Consider the following 17384-nt stretch of genomic DNA (forward strand, 5'->3'; position numbering starts at 1 on the left):
TGAAACGGATGATCACTTTGCGGCGTCATAGTCACGGCACACCGCGAGATTCGGAGAGGAGATGGTGATGCCGTACACGATGCGAGGCGGTCACGTCCCGATCCGGATCTGGACCGATCCCGCCGAGGTCGAGCCGGGCGCGCTCGACCAGCTCCGCAACGTCGCGAACCTGCCCTGGGTGCACGGCGTGGCGGTCATGCCGGACGTGCACTACGGCAAGGGCGCGACGGTCGGCTCGGTCATCGCGATGCGCGACGCGGTGGCCCCGGCGGCGGTCGGGGTGGACATCGGCTGCGGGATGACCGCGGTCAAGTCCAGCCTCACCGTCGAGGACCTGCCCGACGACCTGAGCCGCCTGCGGGCCAAGATCGAGAAGGCCGTGCCGGTCGGGCGCGGCGCGCACAGGACGGCCGTGGACCCCTCGGCCGTGCCGGGGCTGAAGGAACGCGGCTGGTACGAGTTCTGGCAGGCCTACGACGAGCTGGCGCCGGTCGCCCGGTCCCGCCGGGGCCGCGCGACGTCCCAGCTGGGCACGCTCGGGTCGGGCAACCACTTCCTGGAGGTGTGCGCGGACGACGAGGGCGCGGTGTGGGTCGTGCTCCACTCGGGGTCGCGCAACATCGGCAAGGAGCTGGCCGAACACCACATCGAGGCCGCGATGCGGCTGCCGCACAACCAGGACCTGCCGGACCGCGACCTGGCGGTGTTCCTTAGCGGGACGCGCAAGATGGAGGAGTACCGCCGGGACCTGTTCTGGGCGCAGGACTACGCGCGGCGCAACCGCGCCGTGATGATGGCGCTGACCCAGAACGTCATCACGCGTTACTTCGCCGGCAAGCGGGTCCGCTGGGACGACGTCATCTCCTGCCACCACAACTACGTGGCGGAGGAGACCTACGACGGTGTCGAGCTGCTCGTCACCCGCAAGGGCGCGATCCGCGCGGGAGACGGCGATCTGGGCATCATCCCGGGCTCGATGGCGACGGGCACCTACATCGTCCGCGGTCTGGGCAACGAGAAGGCCTTCAACTCCGCGTCGCACGGCGCGGGCCGCAGGATGAGCCGTAACCGGGCCAAGAAGTCCTTCACGGTCGACGACCTGATCGAGCAGACGCGGGGCGTCGAGTGCCGCAAGGATTCGGGTGTCATCGACGAGATCCCCGGCGCGTACAAGGACATCGAGTCGGTGATCGAGGCGCAGACCGACCTCGTGGAGGTCGTGGCCCACCTGCGCCAGCTCGTCTGCGTCAAGGGCTGACCTGGGAGGCAGAGCATATGACTCAGGTGATCGTTGTCAACGGCGGTTCCAGCTCGGGGAAGTCCGGGATCGTTCGGTGTCTGCAGGCGGTCCTGCCGGATCCATGGCTGGCCCTCGGCACGGACACCCTGGTCGCGGCGATGCCGGCGTCCATGCGGGCGTCGGACGGCGGGATCGAGTTCGCTCCGGACGGAGGAGTGGTCGTCGGTCCGGAGTTCCGAACGCTGGAAGCGGCATGGATCGCGGGAGTCGCCGCGATGGCCCGTGCGGGCGCCCGGGTCATCGTCGATGAGGTCTTCCTCGGCGGAGCGTACTCACAGCAGCGATGGCAGAAGGCCTTGGGCGACCTGCGGGTGCTGTGGGTCGGCGTCAGGTGCGACGCCGCGGTGGCCGCAGGCCGTGAGGTCGCACGAGGCGATCGGACCATCGGGATGGCCGCGGCCCAGGCGGAAGTGGTCCACCGGGGGGTGACCTATGACCTGGAGGTGGACACCACGCATGCGGAGGCGATGGAGTGCGCGCGGACCATCGCCGCACATGCCAAGTGATCGACGGCCCGGCCGAGCCTGACCGGAGCTCGTGATTCCCGCTGATCACGAAGATCGTGCACCGCGTCTGACTCATGAGCTGATCGGCGGCGCCCCGCCCCGGGGCGCCGCCGCCGTCGTTCAACCGCCGACGTGGCGTGTGGCGAACGCGGTGACGTCGGCCAGGACCTCGTCCTTGTTCGTCTCGTTGAAGACCTCGTGCCGGGCGCCGGGGTAAAGGATCTCGGTCAGGTCCTCGCCGCGGATCTGCTCGATGCCGATGCGTGTCTCGCGCAGCGGTACCAGCTCGTCGGCCTCTCCGTGCACCCACAGGGTCGGCAGGGCACCGAGCCGCCCGCCGTACGCGATCGCCGACAGGCAGCGGTCGAACGCCGTCACCGTCGTGGGTTTGAACGGGCCGTGCCACACGAGCGGGTCGGCGGCGTACGCCGCGCCGACCGCCGGGTCACGGGACAGCGTCGCCGTGTCGATCGGGTCGTCGGGGATCTCCTCCACGCCGCGCAGCGCCGTGATCGGCCCCCACGGTCCCAGGACCGGCCCGGACAGCACGAGGGCGGCCAGCCCGTCGCCGTGGTGCTGCGCGTAGCGGGCCGCGATCATGCCGCCCATGGAGTGCCCGATCAGCACGACGGGCAGCCCGGGGTGGCGCTCGCGCGCGTGTTCCTCGACGGTGTGCAGGTCGGCGACGACCTCCTCGAAGTCGTGGACCAGGACCCGCTCGCCGTCCGACTTGCCGTGGCCGAGATGGTCCGGCCCGTACACCACCGCGCCGTGCCGCAGCAGCGTGTCCGCGACATACTCGTACCGCCCGATGTGCTCCCCGTAGCCGTGCGCCAGGAGCGCCACCCACCGCGGGGAGTCGGCGGGCCACTCGCGGGCGGTGATGCGTTCGCGTGCACCGGTGAAGTCCCATTCCATGTCCGCCATGATCGTTGTCCCGGCCGGGGAACACCAGACCCGCGATCGTGGTTCCGGTACGGCATAGGCTGGGGGAATCGGCGGCTATTCAAGGGGGAACGTTCCTTGCTGGTGGACGGCTACGGCCGGGTCGCGACCGACCTGCGGGTCTCGCTCACCGACCGCTGTAATCTCCGTTGCACTTACTGCATGCCCCCCGAGGGCCTCGAATGGCTGCCCAGGCCCGAGCTCCTCACCGACGACGAGGTGGTCCGCCTCGTCCGCATCGGCGTGGAGCGGCTCGGCATCACCGAGGTCCGCTACACCGGTGGCGAACCACTCCTGCGGCGGGGCCTGGTCGACATCGTCGCGCGGACGTCCGCCCTGGGCGCGGAGATCTCGCTGACCACCAACGGCATCGGGCTGACCCGGCTGGCCGCCCCGCTCGCCGAGGCCGGCCTCCACCGCGTCAACGTCTCCCTCGACACCCTCGACCGCGACACCTTCAAACGGCTCGCCCACCGCGACCGGCTGCCGGACGTGCTCGACGGGATGGCCGCGGCCGCGCGCGCCGGCCTGTGCCCGGTCAAGGTCAACGCCGTGCTCATGCGCGACGTCAACGACGCGGACGCCGTGCCGCTGCTGCGGTTCTGCCTCGAACAGGGCTACGAGCTGCGCTTCATCGAGCAGATGCCCCTCGACGCCCAGCACGGCTGGCGGCGCGAGGGCATGATCACGGCCGATGAGATCCTCGAGCGCCTCTCGGCCGCCTTCGACCTGACGCCCGAGCCCGGCGAGGCACGCGGCAGCGCGCCCGCCGAGCGGTTCCTCATCGACGGCGGCCCGGCGACGGTCGGCGTCATCGGCTCGGTGACCCGCCCGTTCTGCGGGGCGTGCGACCGGGTGCGCCTCACCGCGGACGGCCAGATCCGCAACTGCCTGTTCGCCCGCGAGGAGTCCGACCTGCGCGACGCGATGCGCGCCGGCGCCTCCGACGAAGAGCTGGAGTCGCGCTGGCGCGCCGCGGTGGCGGCGAAGCGGCCCGGCCACGGCATCGATGATCCGAGTTTCCTGCAGCCGGCGCGTCCGATGTCCGCCATCGGCGGGTAGAAAGGATCCCGTGACCGAGCGAAGCGAGGGAACCGGCAAGCACAGCACCTTGGGTCGCGGCGCCGACGAAGGAGGTGCCGTGACCGAGCGCAGCGAGGGAACCGGTGAGCACAGGACCTTGGTCGCGGGGCCGATGAGGGAGGTGCCGTGACCGAGAGGCCGCACGAACATCGGGTCGAGATCACGGTCCCGCCGGATCATGAGGTCGGAGCGCACGCGAGTTTCGCCTCCGTCTGGCGTACCCAGGACTCCTTCGTGATCGACTTCTCCACCGAGGTGCGCCCGTCCGAGGTGGCCGAGGACCCCGACAGCGGCACCCGTTACCTCCACGTGCCGGCGCGCGTGGTCGCCCGCGTCCGCATCCCGCCCAGCCAGGTCTGGGAACTGATGAAGTCACTGGAGCAGAACCTCAGCGCGTACGAGCGGGAGAACGCCAAGAGCGCCCATGACGATCAGTGAGCCGGAGCCGTTCGACGCCGTGGTGCTCGCCGGTGGGGGAGCGCGGCGGCTCTCCGGAGCCGACAAACCCGGCGTGGTGGTCGGGGGACGCCCGCTGGTCGCGTGGGTCGGGGCGGCGGTGGCCTGCGCGGAGCGGATCGTCCTGGTCGGCCCGGCCCGGCCCGAGCTGCCGGAGGCGATCGTCGTCCGCGAGGATCCTCCGGGCGGCGGACCGGTCCCCGCGCTGCGCGCCGGGCTGACGCGGGTACGGGCGCCGTGGACGGCCGTCCTCGCCGCCGACCTGCCCTTCCTGCGGCCCGCGCACGTGGCCGGGCTGCGGCGGGAGGCGGCCGGCCGTACCGGGGCCGTGCTGGTCGACGCGGACGGCCGGCCGCAGTGGCTCGCCGGCGTCTGGCGGACCGCGGACCTGGCCGCGGCCCTCGCCGGCTACCGCGAGGCGTCGCTGCGCGGTCTGATGGATCCCCTGACGCCCCGTCTCGTACGGGCGCCCGAGGGTGAGTCGCCCTGGTATGACTGCGACACACCGTCGGACATCGCGACGGCGTCCCGGATGATCGGAGAGAACCGTGCTTGACGATTGGATCCGAGCGGCGTGCGCCGAGCTCGGGCTCGACCCGGCCGACATGCATCGCGACCTGATCCTCGACGTGGCCCGCGACGTCGCCCACGGCGTCGCGCGACCCGCCGCCCCGCTGACCGCCTACCTCATGGGCCTCGCCGTCGGCCGCGGCACTCCCGTACGCGACGCCGCCGCCCGGCTCACAGAGATGGCCGAGAGCTGGCCGGGCAATCCCGACTAGTTCCAATGCCGTTCGGTTAGCGGTTTGGGTTGTTGAGCAAGCCGGTGGTCGCGATCTGGATGGTTGTTTTGTGGGTGCGGTGGTCGAGGTCGCGGCCTACGGCGCGGTACTTGGAGTTGATGGCTCGTTTCTTCACGCGTGGTCGGGTGCGGTCGCGGCGGGCTGGTAGGAGCGTGTTGAGTATGGCGGTTCCGATGCGGCCGATGAGGTCGATGTGGGTGTTGTTGATGATGTTGGTTGCCTGGATGATCTGGTCGCGGGCGGCGTTGAGCGCGATGGTGAAGCAGGTCCGGTCGGGGTCGATGTCGGGCCGGTGCAAGACCGCGTCGGTCATCGCGGTCCGTAGTACCTGGTAGGTGGTCAAAAGTGCCCAGGTCTCCTGGGCGATGGCGGCGGGGTGCCGGCCGCGTAGGACCCGACCGCCCAGGAGGGTTGATTTCAGTTCGCAGTAGCTCGTTTCGATCTCCCAGCGCTCGTGGTAGAGCCTGACCAGCGTGATCGCTGGTGCCTCGTCGGGATCGAGCAGGCTGGTGATGAGCCGATGGTCGGCGTGTGTGACGGTGCCCTCGGCGGTGGTGACGGTGATGGTGGCCTCGATGACGCGGACGGTGACCTGGCCTATACGGGACAGGAACGTCTGGTCAGATAGCCGGCGCAGGGCGGGGAGCTTTAGCGCGGTGGAGTGGGTGCTGGCGCGGATCAAGAAGTCCGCGCCGACGCCCGCGACCGTGGTGATGAACCCGGTGGCGGAGAAGCCGCGATCACCGAGCAACAGCATCCCTGGCCGCAGCGCACCGGCCTTGGCCAGGTCTTGGGCGTAGGTCAGCTCGCCGGTCCGATCGCTGCCGAAGACCGCGTCCAGGAGTGTGCGGGTCCCGCAGGCGACCAGGGTGACCAGACGCAGCGTCGGGTATCCGGCCGGCCCGTTGGGCCCGGCCTTGGCCTTGGGGAAGACCGCAAGGTTCGCAGGGGTGTCGGGGAGTGGGATCTGGGTGCCGTCGATCGCGACGACCAGTCTGCCCGCGAACCGCGCAGCCTGGGTTGCGGTCACGGCTGGGGGTCCTTTGAGCAAGTCGAACAGCGCTTTGAGCGGTGCCGGCCCGACCCGTCTCATCGCCGCGGTGATCGAGGAAGGCGCCGGGACGGGCAGACATCCCGGCAGCGAGGTGGTCAGCCTGGCCCACACCTGCGCCCAGCCCATCGAGGTGAACAACGCCCCCGCAAGCAGCAGGTAGACCACCACCCGCGACGGTAGCCGCCGCACCCGGCGCTGCAGACCACCGGCCTCGGCAAGGGCCTCGTCAACGAGGTCGAACGGAACGACCTGGGTCAACTCGCCCAGGTGCCCCACAGCGAACACGCCAGGAGCATGACAGATGACAGAATCGGACACGGCAGCCCTTGTGGAGGAACACGAGTCTTGGCGGACCCGGGAACCTCTACAAGGGCTGCACCCATGACACCAGCCGAAACGCCGCCCCTTGCGCCGATGGCCAGACTCCTAACCGAACGGCATTGCGACTAGTTCGGGCGCCGGGTGTAATCCCGCGGTGACGTGGTAGAGGGGCTGAGACAGGAACCACGATCCGGAGGCGGGCATGGCCGACTTTCTGACCGATATCGATACGCTCCGTAAGCGGGCGAGGGATGAGATCGAGAAGGGCGCGGTCACCGACGCGTACGGTGCCGACCTCCAGCGGGTCATCGAGGTGTGCAACGAGGCGCTGGCCACCGAGATCGTCTGCGTGCTGCGCTACAAGCGGCACTACTACACGGCGAGCGGCATCCACTCCGAGCCGGTGGCGGCCGAGTTCCTCGAGCACGCGGCCGACGAGCAGCGGCACGCCGACCTGCTGGCCGAGCGGATCACCCAGCTGGGCGGGTCCCCGGACTTCGACCCCGCACGGCTGTCGGCGCGGTCCCACACCCAGTACGACGGGAGCGAGAACCTCGTCGACATGATCAAGGAGGATCTGATCGCCGAGCGCATCGCGATCGCCTCCTACACCGAGATCGCCCAGTGGATCGGCGACGGCGACCCCACGACACGCCGTCTCTTCGAGGAGCTGCTGGCCGACGAGGAGGAGCACGCGGACGATCTGAAGTCCCTCCTCGAACGCCTCCCGAAGGACCTGGAGAACCAGCGGTCGTAGGGGCCACCCGGCATGGGCCGCCGCTCCCTTGGGGACGGCGGCCCCGGCGTCTCGGGGCCCGGTCGATCAGCGGGCGAGGACGAGGACGACCGTGAGCGTGAGGGCGAGCGGCAGGGCCGGGGCGGCCGGCCGGGCCCAGACGAGCAGAACGGCGTCGAGCCCGGCACCCGCGAGGGCGGCGGCCAGCACGGCGAACCTCCGCCGCATGGTCGCGGGCACGCCGCTCGTGGCGAGTTCCGTGGTGAGCGTGGTGAGGGTGCCGGTGAGGTAGGTCGTCGCGGCGCCGGTCAGGGGCAGGGTGTTGACGCCCGCGCTCTGCGCGCCCATGGCGAACGCGGCGAGCGCGAGCATCCCGCTCTGCGCGACCGGCCCGGGCCGCCCTCCGGTCGCCAGCCAGCCGCCCAGCACGGCCGCCTGCGCGACGGGCACCACGGTGAGCACCGCGCGCACCCGCGCCGGCCACTCCGCCGTCACGGGCCGTCGCGGCGTGGACGGCCGCCCGGCACGGCGCCCGGACGGCCCGGCGGACGGCACGTGCCGCCGTCGCGCGGCACGGCCGAGGTAGGTGTCGCCGGACGGGCGTCCACGTCCGTACCGGCGAGCGCCCCCGGCGGCCCGGCGCGTACGGGCGCGGCGGACCCGGTTCCGGCCGTACGAGCCGGTCGGTGCGAGTTCCCGGCCCCGTCGGCAGGAGGCCCGGGGGCGGTCCCCGATGTGGCGCGCACGGAGCCAGAGGGAGGCGGCGAGGACTCCCGCGACGTACGCCGTGATGGCGGCCACGGCCGCGACGGCCGCGTCGAGGCGCGCGTGCACGACCGAGACGCCGAGCAGGACGAGGTTTCCGGTCATGACGCTCGCGAACACCGCGCCGAGACCGGCGAAGCTGAAGGCGTCCACCGCGCCGGAGCCGAGCGCCAGCAGGACGACGGCCGCCGTGAGCCGGCGCGTCCGCGGTGTCCGCCGCTCGGTCACGGCGCCCCCCGACACCTTCGACGGCCCTGTCCAGCGCGGGTTATCCCCGGCGCGTGGCCTCACGACACGCGGGCCGCGGTGCCGTCCGTCCACCGCCGCCGGTCGTCCGGTCCGGGGTCAGCCCAGCTCGTCGACGGGCACGGTCTCGCGGAGGAAGCCCCGGCGGGACAGGAAGTCGCTCAGGTGCTCGCGGTGCTCGTCGCAGGCGAGCCAGACCTTGCGCCGGTCCGGTTCGTGGATCTTCGGGTTGTTCCAGCGCAGGGCCCAGCGTGCGTCGGCACGGCAGCCCTTGGCCGAGCACACGAGCGGCTCATCGGTCGTCACCGCCCCAGTCTGACGGATCTTCGCATCCGCGGGACGCCGAGGTCCGGAGCGACCGCCATCCGACCGGCCGGGCGTCCACGTCACCGGACGGGCTCATCGGTGTCGGCCGCCGGCCAGGGCGCCGGGCGGGTGCTCCCGTCATGTCACCGGGCGGGCTCACCGGTGTCGAGCAACGGCCGCAGACCGTCGACGGTCAGGGCGAAGGTCGCCGCGCCGCTCTCCCGCCCGACCGTCAGCACGCCCACGACCTCGCCGAGCGCGTTCAGCAGCGGCCCGCCGCTGCCGGCGGGGCCGATCCGCAGCCCGGTCCGGAAGAGCCGCAACCCTTGCTCGGGGAAGGACTCGAACCCGTCGACGACGCCGTCGAGCAGGGCGGGCGGACCGTCGCCGGCCGGTCCGGGAGCCCAGACGCGGTCGCCGATGCGTACGAGCTCGCCGTGCCCGAGCCGGAGCGGGCTCGGGGCGACCGGCTCGTCCAGGTGCAGTACCGCCACGTCCAGGTGGGGCGAGCCGGGCAGCCCGATGCGCCGGACCGTGCTCGGGCCGGCCTCCGTGCCGACCCGGACCCGCGCCGGCTCGGCGAGACCGTGCTCGGCCGCCGGGTCGTCGAGCCAGTGCCGGTTCGTGACCACCAGCCGGTCACCGAGCAGGAATCCGCTGCCCGTGACGGTGCCGGCGCCGCCGGCTCGCGTCACCGTGACGCGCACGAACGCCCGTCCGGCACGGGCGAGGAACGCGTCGGTCCCGTCGCCGTCCAGCACGGCGCATCCCAGCCGCCCGGCCGCCGCGAGCAGCGCCGCGCGGTAGCCGCCGGCGTCGCCCACCTCCGCCAGGCAGCGCAGCCTCCGCTCGACGTCCTCGGGGTCCTCCGGCGGGTGGGGCAGCTCCTCCAGCGCCGCGAGGGCACGTGCGTAGGCGCCGGTGTCGTGCAGGTTCCGGAAGCGGTGCAGCGGATCGGTCTCGGTGCCGGCCACCTTCTTCAGGACGGCGTTCCAGCGCGTCACCCGCGCGACGTGCTCGGCCAGCCGGTCGAGTCCCTCGCGCAGCCGGCGCTCCAGGTGCCGTGCCTCGTCCAGGTCGCCGTCCGCGGCCGGCCGCCGCAGATGGTCGCGTGCCGCCGCGGCCAGGTCGCGCAGCGGGCCGCCGGCCAGCATCAGCTCGGTGCCGGCGTCGTTGGAGTCGTTGAAGATCTCCAGCATCACCCGCTGGGTCGCCTCGTCCAGGGGCGCGGACTGCGGCCGGTACGCGGCGAGCCGGCTCTGGAACTCCCGCCACAGCGCGTCGGGGTCGGCGAGCTCGGCCTCGTCGGCGAGCTCGGACAGCGCCCGGCGGACCTGTTCGGCCTCGATCTGCCGCTCGCGCCGCCGGGTCATCGCGTCGAGCTCCCTGGGCGACAGCAGCGTCGTGTCGGAGATCCGGATCGAGTTCGAGTTGCCCGTGTTCGTGTCCCGCGCCGTGACCTCCAGCACGCAGCTCTCGTCGATGGCGAACGTCACTTCGATCTCCGGGGTGCCCTTCGGCGTCGGCGGGATCCCGACGAGACGGAACTCGCCCACCTTCGCCTCGGCGGACAGGCTCCCGTTGAAGATCTCGACCTCGACCTCGGTCTGGTTGTCCCGCGTCGTCGTGTAGGTCTGTGCCGCCCGGGTGGGGATGGTCGTGTTGGCCGCGATCACTTCGGAGAACTCCGGGCGGTCGTCGTCGCCCCTGGCCTTGATGCCCATCGGCAGCGGGGTCACGTCGAGGAGCAGCAGGTCGCCGAGCTTCCCGTCGAGCACCGCGGCCTGGAGCGCCGCGCCGCAGGCCACGGCCGAACGCGGATCCTGGATCACCGTCCTCTGCCGGCCGAACACCTGCTCGACCAGCGCGCGTACCGGCGGCGACAGCATGGGCCCGCCGACCAGCACCAGGTGGTCCGGGGCTCCGTTGCTCTCCGCCGCGAACGTCGCGCACAGGTCGCGCAGGGTCTCCAGCGGCCGTTCCAGCAGCCGGGTCAGCTCCTCCCGGCTCAGCTCCACGGTCACGTCGCGGCCGTCCACGAAGTGCATGAGCGAGTAGTGCGCCTGCTCCTGACCCGACAGGGCGATCTTGAGGTACTCGGCGGCGACCTCCAGCCGCCGGCGCGCGAGGCCGGACGCCGGCACCGTGACGCCCTGCCCCTTCAGCTTCTCCGCCAGGTCGCGGCTGATGACGCCGTCGAAGTCGTTGCCGCCGTAGGCGTTGTCGCCCATGGTCCGGCGCACCCCGTGGACACCGTCGGCGACCTCCAGGAGGCTCACGTCCAGGGTGCCGGCGCCGAGATCGACCACGGCCACGGTGCCGTCGAGACGGCGTTCGCGGGCCGCCATCATGCAGGCGGCGGTCGGCTCGTGGATGAGCCGTACCGGCTCCACGCCCGCGATCTCGCACGCGTGCCGCGTGGCGTGCTTCTGGTTGTTACGGAAGTACGCGGGGATCGTCAGGATCGCGCGTGGGCGGGCCAGCCGAAGGTCGTGGTTTTCCCGCAGCCAGTCCAGCCAGGCGTCGCGCACCTCGCCCAGCTCGGCCCTTGCCAGGTCGGCGACGCGTTCGCGCACGCGTTCGGCGAGCAGGTCCTCCACCATGCCGCGGGCGTGGTGGATCAGGCGCGCCGCCACCTCCTCCGGCCGGTACGTGCGGTCGCGGATGCGGAAGACCGCCTTGCCGCCCATCTTGCGCTTGGCGGAGCCGATGTGGCCGAGCAGACGGCCCGCGAAGATCTCCTCGCCCGCCAGCCCGATCAGTTCGTTGCCGTCCTCGTCCAGGCTCAGGGTCGACGGGAACTGTTCGTGGCCCTTCCACGGGCACAGCACCGGGCGGCCGAGCTCGGTGTCGTAGATGGCGGCCGCGCTGGTCGTGGTGCCCAGGTCCAGTCCCCAGATCCGGGCGAAGCGGCGGTCGATGTCGGCACGGGCCCGGTCCACCCACCCCGCCGCCCGTTCCTCGAACGGGCGGCGTCCGCGCAGGTCGAGGGCGTCCAGTGCGGCGGAGACCTCGGCGTGCAGGCCCGGGGACAGCACGCCCGCGTCGCGGACCTCACGCAGTTCGGCGGCGATCCGCCCGCCGGGCCCGGCGCGGCCGACCGCCCGGAGGCAGCGACGGGCCAGTTCCTCCAGGTCCCCGGTACGGCGGAGGCACTCGGCCAGCCGGGGGTCCTCGATCGCGTCCTCGCCCAGCCACTCCGACAGGCAGGCGGCGGCCGCCGCGAAGTCACCGGCGCGCATGAACAGCGCCGTGGCGGCGTCCGGCCGCCCGTCCTCCCGGTGCAGCCGGGCCGCCCCGACCAGGTCGCCGCCCGCCTCACGCGCCTCCGCGCGGGCGGCGCGGCTCTCGGGGGTGTCCTCGTCGCGCAGCACCCGGTCCGCCTCACCGAAGCGCTGCGCCCGCCGGTAGAGCCGGTAGGCCCGGTAGAGGTCGCCGGTCTCCTCGGCAAGGCGCGCGGCCTCGCCGTCCTCACCGGCGTGCTCCTCGAAGCGGCTCCACTCCGTCAGCACGGCGGAGTCGTCGCCGTCCGCCCGCACCGCCGCGCGGAAGTGCCGGCGCCCGGCGGCCAGGATCGCGGTCCGCAGCCCGGCCAGCTCCTCGCGGCGGTCGGCCACCGCCTCCGTGACCTCCGCGGCCCGGTCCAGATGGCCGATGAGCTCCTGGACCTGGCGCGCCGCGGCGAGGAACTCGTGCTCGTCCACCCGCTCGTCGAGCTCACGGCGGCACGCCCCGGCCAGCCGCGCCAGGTCGTCCGGGCGATCCGCGGGACAGGTGGCCAGGGCCTCGGCGGTCCTGCCGAGCCGTTCGAGGCACGCGCTCGCCCGGTCCGCCCGGCCGGCGTCCTGGAACACCGGCAGCGCGTCGGCGTACCGGCCGGCCGCGAACAGCAGGTCCGCCAGGTGCACGGAAAGCGTCCGGGCCGCCGCCTCGTCGCCGAGCGACAGCGCCAGCTCACGCCCGGCCTCGATGTCGGCGGGACGTTTCGACGCCAAACAGCACTCCAGTGCCTTCGCCCGCCGGGCGCTCGTGTCGGCGAGGCGTACGGCCTCCGCGCCGTGCCCGAGGAAGCAGTGCACCTCGAACGACTCCGGCAGCAGGCCTTCCGGCACCTGAGCCAGATAGGCCGACCACAGCGGCGCGTCGCGGTCCAGCGGGACGCGGGTCAGGTGCCCGCGCAACGCCCGCCCGAGCGTCGCGGCCTCCAGCAGGCCCAGATCCTGCCAGCGCTGCAGGTGCGCGACCAGCCGGTCGGCGTCGCCCTCGCGACCGAGCACGCCGGCCAGCCGGTCGAGCGCCTCGGCCCGCAGGTCATCGATCCGCAGTCGCGTCGCCAGCTCGAACACGGTGCTCAGGGTGTCGCGGTCCTCGCGCCGCGCCAGTTCGCGGAGCGCCTGGCGGTCCTCCGGCTCGAACGCCGTGACGTACAGGTCGCCGGGAACGCGAGCGTCGTAGGACGTGAACAGGGCGACCGCGAGAGCCGGATCGGTGTCGAGCGCCAGTCCCACGGCGCGTGCGTACGCCCGCGCGCCCTTGGCGGTCACCGCTCCGCGGAACTCCTTTTCGACGCGTTCGACCGCGCGGCGGAGACGGCGCGGCGCCCCGGCGAGGGACTCGCCTGAAATCGGCATCCTCGGGTCCTTCCTCCTGCTGGACGCCATTATGGCGACAAGCGAATCCACCCGGCGGCCGATCATGCGCCGTGGTGCGGTCATCCGGCTCGTCCGCACCCGACTTTCGACGTCTCCCCACCGTCGGGTGGAGGACGAAACATAGCCGGGTGGCGGCTCATATCAACCGAAGGATGGATCCGTCCGGGGTGCCACGGCGATTACCGTGATCAGCCTTACGTACCGCCATCAACACGCACTGCCATCAACCAACGCGGGATCTGGGAAATGATCGAGGCAAAGAACCTCACCAAGCGTTACGGCGACAAGATCGCCGTCAATGACCTGTCCTTCAGAGTCGAACCCGGCCGGGTGACCGGCTTCCTCGGCCCGAACGGCGCCGGCAAGTCGACCACCATGCGTCTCATCCTCGGGTTGGACCGTCCTCACGGGGGCGACGCGACGATCAACGGTAAGCACTACCGTGACCTGCCCCGCCCGCTGCAGACGGTCGGGGCTCTGCTGGAGGCCCGCGCCGTCCACACGGGCCGCAGCGCGTACAACCACCTGCTCGCCCTGGCGCAGACGCAGGGCGTCGGCAAGAAGCGGATCGACGAGGTCATCCACCTGGTGGGCCTGACCGACGTGGCGCACCGGCGCGCGGGCGGGTTCTCGCTGGGCATGGGGCAGCGGCTGGGCATCGCCGCGGCGCTGCTGGCCGACCCGTCCGTGCTCATCCTGGACGAGCCGGTCAACGGCCTCGACCCGGAGGGCATCGTCTGGATCCGTACGCTGATGAAGCGGCTCGCCGCCGAGGGCCGCACCGTCTTCGTGTCGAGCCACCTGATGAACGAGATGGCGGTCACCGCCGACCACCTCATCGTCATCGGCCGGGGCCGGCTCATCGCCGACTGCTCCACCGAGGAGTTCATCGAGCGCAGCACCGAGGAGGTCGTCGTCGTCCGCGCTCCCGACATCGAGGGCATCGCGGCGGCGGTCGAGCGCGAGGGCGGCAAGACGACCCGTGGCGAGGACGGCCTGCTGTCCGTCACCCACATGCAGGCCGCTCGTGTCGGCGAGCTCGCCGCGGCCGGCGGTTTCGTGCTGCACGAGCTCACGCCCAGGCGCGGGTCGCTCGAGGAGGCGTTCATGGAGCTCACGCGGGAGAGCGTGGAGTACGGAGGCGCGACGGCCGCGCCGCCGGTCCCGCAGCCCGTACCCGAGCCGCAGGCCATGCCGGAGCCGCAGGGAGAGACGCGATGACGACCGCCGCCCACGCCGTGGGGACCAACCCCGAGATCCGTAAGCCGGGTTTCGGCCGTCTGCTGCTCTCGGAGTGGACCAAGATCCGTTCGGTGCGGTCGACCGTGTGGTCGCTCGTGCTGCTCGTGCTCCTCGATCTGGGCTTCACCGCCCTGCTCTGCGGCCTGACTGCGGCACAGTGGAGCAAGACCGACGCCTCCGCGCAGCTGGCGATCAAGGCCGATCCCACGAGCACGATCCTCGGCAGCGGATTCTTTCTCAGCCAGCTGACTGTCTGCGTCCTGGGAGTCATGGTGATCGGCTCGGAGTACTCCACCGGGATGATCCGGGCGAGCCTCCTCGCGGTGCCGCGCAGGGTGCCGATGCTCGCGGCCAAGGCCGTCGTGTTCACCGTGTTGATCTTCGTGCTGGGCACGGCGGTCTCGTTCGGGTCGTTCTTCATCGGCCAGCCGATCCTGCACAGCAAGGCACCGGTCTCGCTCGGCGACCCGGGCGTGCTGCGCGCCGTGATCGGCGGTGGGCTCTACCTGGCCATGCTCGGCCTGTTCGCGCTCGCGCTGGGCGCCATCATCCGCCACACGGCGGCCGGCATCACCGGCGTCATCGGGTTCGTCCTCGTGCTCGCCCCGCTGGCCGCGCTACTGCCGGGAAGCCTTGGCAAGCACGTCCACGCCTACCTGCCCTCCGAGGCGGGTCAGCTCATCGCGAAGGCGCACCAGGCCGACCACGACCTTCTCACGCCCTGGCAGGGCTACGGGGTCTTCGCGATCTGGACCGTGGCGCTGCTGGTGATCGCGGCGGTGCAGCTGCGGAGCCGCGACGCCTGACGGACCGCCCCGGAACCCCGCGCATGGGGTGCCGGGGCGGTCCTCGACCGGCACAAGACGCCATCGCGGGCCCGGCCGACCGGCCGGGCCCGCGATGTTCTCGCATGTCGTGAGAGGTTTTCTTGAGTGATTCAAGAAATGGCAACGCCGGGAGGATACGGGGGCAATCCTCCCGGCGTCGCAATCATCGGTGTTCCGACGGGGGCCCGGAACACCGGCACGGGCGCCCCGACGGGGGACCAGAGCGCCGGTACAAATCGTACACCGAACCCCCCCTGAGTTAGTCAAGACATTGTCACGAGCCGATTTGATCCCGAGGACCGGAAATCCGCTTTTGGTCCTTGGACTCCGGTTCATATGGGGCAAATCGGGCAGCGCTGTCCGGCTCGCGGCCGCCGTTGGCGAAGATCACCGCGACGTACGGGAGGACCACCGCGCCGACCAGCGCGACCACCGCCAGCCAGCGTCCCGCGCCGTGCAGGGTCACGGCGAACACGATGCTCAGGACGAAGCAGAGGGCACGGATGCCCATCGTGAGCAGGTAGCGGCGCTCGCGGTATCCGATGTCCTCCGACATCGGCCGCCGGGCGTCAGTGACCGTGTAGACGGCGTCGTGCCCACGCCGCCGGAAGATGCCCTTCACACCTCCCACGTTATTCGCCCCCTGCGCCGGAATGGCAGCGGCCCCGGCCCGCATCGCCCCCGGCCTGCCGGGGGCCATGTGACAGGCGGGGAGACGGGCGCCCGGGTCAGGTGCCCGCGGTGGGGGAGGCGCACAGGCCGCGGCCGATGGCGGCGGTGGTCGTCACGCCGGCCAGGCCCATCGCGTGTGCCAGTTCCTCCGAGAGACTCGTCAGGCCGTCCGCCACCGCGTCCTCACCGCCGGTCGCGAGGTGCCACAGCACCGGCCGTCCGACGAACACCGCCCGTGCGCCGAGCGCCAGCGCGCGCAGTACGTCGGTCCCCGTACGGATCCCTCCGTCGGCATAGACCTCGACGCGGTCGCCCACCGCGTCGGCCACCTCCGGCAGCGCCACGGCGGTCGCCACCGCCCCGTCCAGCTGCCGCCCGCCGTGGTTGGACACCCACACCCCGGCCGCTCCGGCGGCGGCGCAGTCACGCGCGTCGTCGCCGCGCAGCACACCCTTCACCACCACGGGCAGCCCGGAGATCTCGGCCAGCCACGCGATGTCGTCGTAGGTGACGTCGGCGGCCTGCTCGGCCAGGGCCCGGTCGAAGCCGTCACCGAGGTTCACCCCGAAGATCTCATCGGGGATCAGGGCCGGATCGCGGTCGCGCCGCCGGCGGCCCAGGTACGGCGTGTCGCCCGTCAGCGCCAGCGCGGACGCGCCCGCGGCGGCGCGCCGTACGAGATCGGCGGTGAGGCCGCGGTCGCGCAGGACGTACACCTGGAACCACCACGGGCCCGCCTCGGCCGCCACCTCCTCGATCCGCCGCGAACTGCGCGAGGACACCGTCAGCAGCGCGCCGGCCCGCCGGGCCCCACGCGCCGTGGCGACCTCCCCGCCGGGATGGGCGAGGACCTGGTACCCCATCGGCGCCACGCACACCGGAGCGGGCAGCTCGCGGCCGAGCACCCGCACGCGGGTGTCGACGGAGGAGACGTCGCGCAGCACGTGCGGGCGCAGCGCGACGCGCCGCCAGGCGGCCGTGTTGGCCGCGAGGGTGCTCTCATCGCCCGAGCCGCCCGCGAAGAAGTCGAACACGGCCGGATCCAGCGCCCGCCGCGCGCGGTCCTGGAGGTCGCGGTAGCCGGAGTGAGGGACGGACACCGGTCACCGGCGCCCACGGGACGCCGCATGGCCACGAGGACACGCGGGAAGAAGCACGATCACGCGATCATTATCACGGCACGGGAGGCGCCATGACCGAGGGGATCGAGGACACGCCCCTGTGGTCACTCCCCCCGGCGGAGGAGGAATCATGACCGAGCGCACCTATCGGGTGACCGAGATCGTCGGGACCTCGCCGGAGAGCGTGGACGCGGCCGTCCGCAACGCCATCCGGCGTGCCGGCCAGACGCTGCGTCACCTGGACTGGTTCGAGGTGACGGAGGTACGAGGCCAGATCGTCGACGGCGAGGTCGCGCACTACCAGGTGGGACTCAAGGTCGGCTTCCGGCTCGAGGACGCCTGACCCGTA

At 72.1% G+C, this 17384-nt stretch carries 18 protein-coding genes; 11 read left to right on the forward strand and 7 right to left on the reverse strand.

The genetic code is table 11. From position 1 onward, the window contains the following. The first annotated feature begins 67 nt into the window (after positions 1–67). A complete protein-coding gene (locus tag OG417_RS28055) occupies positions 68–1258 on the forward strand; it encodes an RtcB family protein (RefSeq protein WP_329234503.1) in 1191 nt (396 codons plus the stop codon). A gap of 17 nt (positions 1259–1275) precedes the next feature. Further along, positions 1276–1806: a chloramphenicol phosphotransferase CPT gene (cpt, locus tag OG417_RS28060; protein ID WP_329234505.1), complete on the forward strand. Its 531-nt coding sequence runs from the start codon at positions 1276–1278 to the stop codon at positions 1804–1806. A 120-nt stretch (positions 1807–1926) separates the two neighbouring features. Here the strand turns inward: cpt and OG417_RS28065 are convergent, their stop codons facing one another. Beyond that, positions 1927–2736, reverse strand: coding sequence for a lysophospholipase (locus OG417_RS28065; protein WP_442875767.1), 810 nt, complete (start codon positions 2734–2736; stop codon positions 1927–1929). Between the two features lie 93 nt (positions 2737–2829). Here OG417_RS28065 and moaA point away from each other — a divergent pair, with 93 nt between their 5' ends. From moaA to OG417_RS28090, 5 genes are read left to right on the forward strand one after another with little or no spacing between them, the layout of a single operon-like run. After that, entirely contained in the window at positions 2830–3813 is a 984-nt protein-coding gene (moaA, locus tag OG417_RS28070; protein ID WP_329234513.1) for a GTP 3',8-cyclase MoaA, read from the forward strand. 10 nt (positions 3814–3823) lie between these two features. Beyond that, positions 3824–3964, forward strand: coding sequence for a hypothetical protein (locus tag OG417_RS28075; RefSeq protein ID WP_329234515.1), 141 nt, complete (start codon positions 3824–3826; stop codon positions 3962–3964). Continuing rightward, a complete protein-coding gene (locus tag OG417_RS28080) occupies positions 3961–4272 on the forward strand; it encodes a DUF3467 domain-containing protein (RefSeq protein WP_329234517.1) in 312 nt (103 codons plus the stop codon). Before OG417_RS28075 ends, OG417_RS28080 begins: the two co-directional genes overlap by 4 nt. Continuing rightward, complete coding sequence (gene mobA / locus OG417_RS28085; protein WP_329234520.1) at positions 4259–4846, forward strand: molybdenum cofactor guanylyltransferase; 588 nt, start codon at positions 4259–4261, stop codon at positions 4844–4846. The genes OG417_RS28080 and mobA overlap by 14 nt, the downstream gene beginning before the upstream one ends. After that, positions 4839–5072, forward strand: a complete 234-nt coding sequence (locus OG417_RS28090) for a DUF6457 domain-containing protein (protein WP_329234523.1) — start codon at positions 4839–4841, stop codon at positions 5070–5072. Before mobA ends, OG417_RS28090 begins: the two co-directional genes overlap by 8 nt. A gap of 16 nt (positions 5073–5088) precedes the next feature. Here the strand turns inward: OG417_RS28090 and OG417_RS28095 are convergent, their stop codons facing one another. Beyond that, positions 5089–6432 carry an IS4 family transposase gene (locus tag OG417_RS28095; protein ID WP_329234527.1) on the reverse strand — a complete coding sequence of 448 codons (1344 nt, stop codon included), beginning with the start codon at positions 6430–6432 and terminating at the stop codon, positions 5089–5091. A gap of 238 nt (positions 6433–6670) precedes the next feature. Here OG417_RS28095 and OG417_RS28100 point away from each other — a divergent pair, with 238 nt between their 5' ends. Then, positions 6671–7225 carry a ferritin-like domain-containing protein gene (locus OG417_RS28100; protein ID WP_329234530.1) on the forward strand — a complete coding sequence of 185 codons (555 nt, stop codon included), beginning with the start codon at positions 6671–6673 and terminating at the stop codon, positions 7223–7225. Between the two features lie 66 nt (positions 7226–7291). On the opposite strand, the gene OG417_RS28105 is transcribed toward OG417_RS28100, so the two are convergent. The 3 genes from OG417_RS28105 to OG417_RS28115 all read right to left on the reverse strand — a co-directional run bounded on the left by OG417_RS28105 (position 7292) and on the right by OG417_RS28115 (position 13152). Beyond that, positions 7292–8197: a DUF1275 family protein gene (locus OG417_RS28105; RefSeq protein WP_329234533.1), complete on the reverse strand. Its 906-nt coding sequence runs from the start codon at positions 8195–8197 to the stop codon at positions 7292–7294. A 117-nt stretch (positions 8198–8314) separates the two neighbouring features. Further along, positions 8315–8521, reverse strand: coding sequence for a hypothetical protein (locus tag OG417_RS28110; protein ID WP_329234536.1), 207 nt, complete (start codon positions 8519–8521; stop codon positions 8315–8317). Between the two features lie 143 nt (positions 8522–8664). After that, positions 8665–13152, reverse strand: a complete 4488-nt coding sequence (locus OG417_RS28115; RefSeq protein WP_329234539.1) for an Hsp70 family protein — start codon at positions 13150–13152, stop codon at positions 8665–8667. 267 nt (positions 13153–13419) lie between these two features. Here OG417_RS28115 and OG417_RS28120 point away from each other — a divergent pair, with 267 nt between their 5' ends. Together OG417_RS28120 and OG417_RS28125 are read left to right on the forward strand one after the other, a co-directional pair. Beyond that, complete coding sequence (locus OG417_RS28120) at positions 13420–14394, forward strand: ABC transporter ATP-binding protein (protein WP_329234542.1); 975 nt, start codon at positions 13420–13422, stop codon at positions 14392–14394. After that, positions 14391–15221 carry an ABC transporter permease gene (locus tag OG417_RS28125; protein ID WP_329234545.1) on the forward strand — a complete coding sequence of 277 codons (831 nt, stop codon included), beginning with the start codon at positions 14391–14393 and terminating at the stop codon, positions 15219–15221. The genes OG417_RS28120 and OG417_RS28125 overlap by 4 nt, the downstream gene beginning before the upstream one ends. 295 nt (positions 15222–15516) lie before the next feature. Here OG417_RS28125 and OG417_RS28130 read toward each other — a convergent pair whose 3' ends face one another. Together OG417_RS28130 and OG417_RS28135 are read right to left on the reverse strand one after the other, a co-directional pair. Beyond that, complete coding sequence (locus OG417_RS28130) at positions 15517–15864, reverse strand: DUF3099 domain-containing protein (protein ID WP_329234548.1); 348 nt, start codon at positions 15862–15864, stop codon at positions 15517–15519. 106 nt (positions 15865–15970) lie between these two features. Then, positions 15971–17014, reverse strand: coding sequence for an alpha-hydroxy acid oxidase (locus OG417_RS28135; RefSeq protein WP_329234550.1), 1044 nt, complete (start codon positions 17012–17014; stop codon positions 15971–15973). Between the two features lie 151 nt (positions 17015–17165). Here OG417_RS28135 and OG417_RS28140 point away from each other — a divergent pair, with 151 nt between their 5' ends. Beyond that, positions 17166–17378: a dodecin gene (locus OG417_RS28140; RefSeq protein ID WP_329234554.1), complete on the forward strand. Its 213-nt coding sequence runs from the start codon at positions 17166–17168 to the stop codon at positions 17376–17378. The last annotated feature ends 6 nt before the right edge of the window (positions 17379–17384 follow it).

It is taken from the genome of Actinoallomurus sp. NBC_01490, assembly GCF_036227085.1.
GTDB classification, from domain to species: domain Bacteria; phylum Actinomycetota; class Actinomycetes; order Streptosporangiales; family Streptosporangiaceae; genus Actinoallomurus; species Actinoallomurus oryzae.

What these genes read in the sequence shown, in the direction of transcription:
- OG417_RS28100 (WP_329234530.1), top strand. Translation starts at nt 6,671, where the DNA reads ATGGCCGACTTTCTGACCGATATCGATACGCTCCGTAAGCGGGCGAGG.
- OG417_RS28140 (WP_329234554.1), top strand. Translation starts at nt 17,166, where the DNA reads ATGACCGAGCGCACCTATCGGGTGACCGAGATCGTCGGGACCTCGCCG.
- mobA (WP_329234520.1), top strand. Translation starts at nt 4,259, where the DNA reads ATGACGATCAGTGAGCCGGAGCCGTTCGACGCCGTGGTGCTCGCCGGT.
- OG417_RS28120 (WP_329234542.1), top strand. Translation starts at nt 13,420, where the DNA reads ATGATCGAGGCAAAGAACCTCACCAAGCGTTACGGCGACAAGATCGCC.
- cpt (WP_329234505.1), top strand. Translation starts at nt 1,276, where the DNA reads ATGACTCAGGTGATCGTTGTCAACGGCGGTTCCAGCTCGGGGAAGTCC.
- OG417_RS28125 (WP_329234545.1), top strand. Translation starts at nt 14,391, where the DNA reads ATGACGACCGCCGCCCACGCCGTGGGGACCAACCCCGAGATCCGTAAG.
- OG417_RS28055 (WP_329234503.1), top strand. Translation starts at nt 68, where the DNA reads ATGCCGTACACGATGCGAGGCGGTCACGTCCCGATCCGGATCTGGACC.
- OG417_RS28115 (WP_329234539.1), bottom strand. Translation starts at nt 13,152, where the DNA reads ATGCCGATTTCAGGCGAGTCCCTCGCCGGGGCGCCGCGCCGTCTCCGC.